This window comes from Mycobacterium sp. (genome assembly GCF_035499775.1).
Classification (GTDB): domain Bacteria; phylum Actinomycetota; class Actinomycetes; order Mycobacteriales; family Mycobacteriaceae; genus Mycobacterium.
The window spans coordinates 1-2,348 of sequence record NZ_DATJYB010000647.1; the positions used below are offsets into that span (position 1 = coordinate 1).

The 2,348-nt window shown below is 62.1% G+C and carries 2 protein-coding genes; both read right to left on the bottom strand.

Translation table 11 applies throughout. The annotated features are described in order from the left end of the window. The coding region (locus tag VML93_RS38330) for an ABC transporter substrate-binding protein (RefSeq protein WP_325619076.1) at positions 1 to 943 on the bottom strand (943 nt) is incomplete at its 3' end. A gap of 300 nt (positions 944 to 1,243) precedes the next feature. After that, on the bottom strand, positions 1,244 to 2,311 hold the full coding sequence (locus VML93_RS38335) for an SMP-30/gluconolactonase/LRE family protein (protein WP_325619077.1): 1,068 nt from the start codon (positions 2,309 to 2,311) through the stop codon (positions 1,244 to 1,246). Positions 2,312 to 2,348: the final 37 nt, after the last annotated feature.

Sequence of the window (2,348 nt, forward strand, 5' to 3'; positions counted from 1 at the left end):
CGGGCTGAAGCGCCACCTCGGGCGGCAGCTTGAAGCCCTCCAACGCATGCGCGAGCTTGACGCCGTCGAGCGTCTTCGCCGCGTTCGCGACCAGCGCGAAGGTGTGCACCGACGTGTAGCCAAACCAGTTGCGCGCCGAGGGGGTCAGGCCGGTGGCCTTCTTCATCTTCGCGACGAATTCCTTGACATGCGGGTTGTCGGGCTGGTCCCACCACCACTCCATGGTCCACCAGCCGATGCGCGCCTCCGGGGGCACGGCGCGCAGGCTCTCCAGCTCGAACAAAGTGCCGCCTACCGCCATCTGGTTCTGCAGGCCGAATCCGACGAACTGCTTCAGGCTGTTGACCTGATCGCCCCCGCCCATGACATCGACCAGCACTTTGGGACCATACGCCTTCGCCTTGATGAGGTAGGCGGAGTAGTCCGCCGTACCCAAGGGCACCAGATCGCCGGCGTATTCTCCGCCGGCAGCCTTGAGCTTCTTCACGAACGCCGCCTGCACCGAATGGCCGTAGGCGTAATCGGGCGTGATGAAGTACCACTTCTTGCCAAATTTGTCCATCAGCGTGTCGGCAATCGCGTTGACGTCCATCGTCGTCGTGTTGCAGACCCGAAACACGTTCCAGTGACAGTCTGTTCCGGTTACGCCGTCCGTGTGGCCCCCGGAGACGATGTGCAGCACCTTTTTCTCCGACGTTACTCCTGCCATTGCCAGCGCGATACCGGAGTTGACGTCGCCGATGATGCAGTTCACTTGATCGCGGTCGATGAGCTTGCGAGTCTTCTGCACTCCGGTCCCCACGTTGTTCGCCGAATCCTCGACGAGCAGCTCGACCTCACGCCCCAGGATGCCGCCCTTCTTGTTGATCTCCTCGATGGCGAGCTTGGCGCCAGCGACCTCACCTAGCGCAACCGCGGCATAGACGCCCGTCAGCGGATCCACCATTCCGAGTCTGACTGGGACTTCCCCCCTTGCGGACAGGATAAAGGGCGAGGCGATCTGCAAGACGCCCGCTGCAGCGCCTGCTTTCAGTACGGTACGGCGCGACACAGGCTTCGGCGACGCTGTCGTAGTCATATGCTGTCTCTCCTCCAAAAGATGATGGACTCCAGATTCAGGTCAGGGGTCGCGGCCGTTCGGGGCGTACCACTGAAGTATCTTCTGATTGTCGAATTGGGAGCCAAGCCTACACCAAAAAAACCCGCATGCCATCGCATGCGGGTTGGTGCGGTCGGTGCGGGCTCAGGTCAGTGCGTGGCCCACTGCGTTGACGTAGATGGCATAGATCGAGGTGCTGCCGGCGATGAACAGCCGGTTGCGCTTGGTGCCCCCGAATGCCAGATTGGCGCACACCTCGGGCAGATGCAGGAACGCCAGCTTGTCCCCGTTGGGAGCATGAATCCGCACGCCATTGGTGGTCGGTCCGCCCCAGCCCCAACCGCACCACACGTTGCCTTGCGTGTCGCAGCGGATGCCGTCGGTGAATCCGGGCCTGAAGTCCGCAAACTCCTTGCCGTTGGCCACGCCGGTTCCATCTTTGACCACATCGAACACCATGATGTTGGCGGGGTACTGAGGCCCGTCGGTGGCGCCGGTATCCACGACGTAGACTTTCTTGTAGTCCGGCGAGAAGCAGATACCGTTGGGGCGCTTCATCGACTCCACCATCACCGTGGCTTTGCCGCTGGGATCGAGCCGATACACGCGGGTGGGCAGCTCGAACTCGGCCAAGTGCCCTTCGTAGGGCCCCAGAATGCCGTAGCCGGGATCGGTGAACCAGATCGAGCCATCGGGGTGAACCGCAGCGTCATTGGGCGCATTGAGCTTCTTGCCATCGAAGCTGTCGATCAGCACCGTCCAGGTGCCGTCATACTCGCGCCGGCGCACCCGGCGCGTATCGTGCTCCAGCGCGATCAACCGGCCCTGGTTGTCGCGTGTGTGACCGTTGGAATAGCCAGACTCGGTCTGAAACACGCTGACATGGCCGTCGTCCTCGCACCAGCGCAGCGTGCGATGGTTCGGAATGTCGCTCCACACCAGACAGCCCCAGTCGCCCATCCAAGCCGGACCCTCGCACCACAGTGCCCGATCGTTTCCCATCCCATGCCAGATGCGCTGCAGGGTCGAATTGCCCTGCTTGCCGCTGAAGCGCTTGTCGTAGACTTCCCATGCCGGCTCGGGATAGGTAACCGTAACTTCGCCGCTCCAGTCGCGGTCGGTTGCGTACTGGTTCAGCGCAAATGCGTTGGTTGCCGCAGCCGCGCTAGTCGCTGCTGCAGCGGTGAGAAATCCCCGTCGTGTCAGTTCCATGGATTGTTCTCCTCGTTGGGATAGTTTGTGTTGTGCT

Bases quoted from the DNA above. Each gene is read 5' to 3' on its own strand.
- VML93_RS38335 (WP_325619077.1), bottom strand. From the start codon at position 2,311: ATGGAACTGACACGACGGGGATTTCTCACCGCTGCAGCAGCGACTAGC.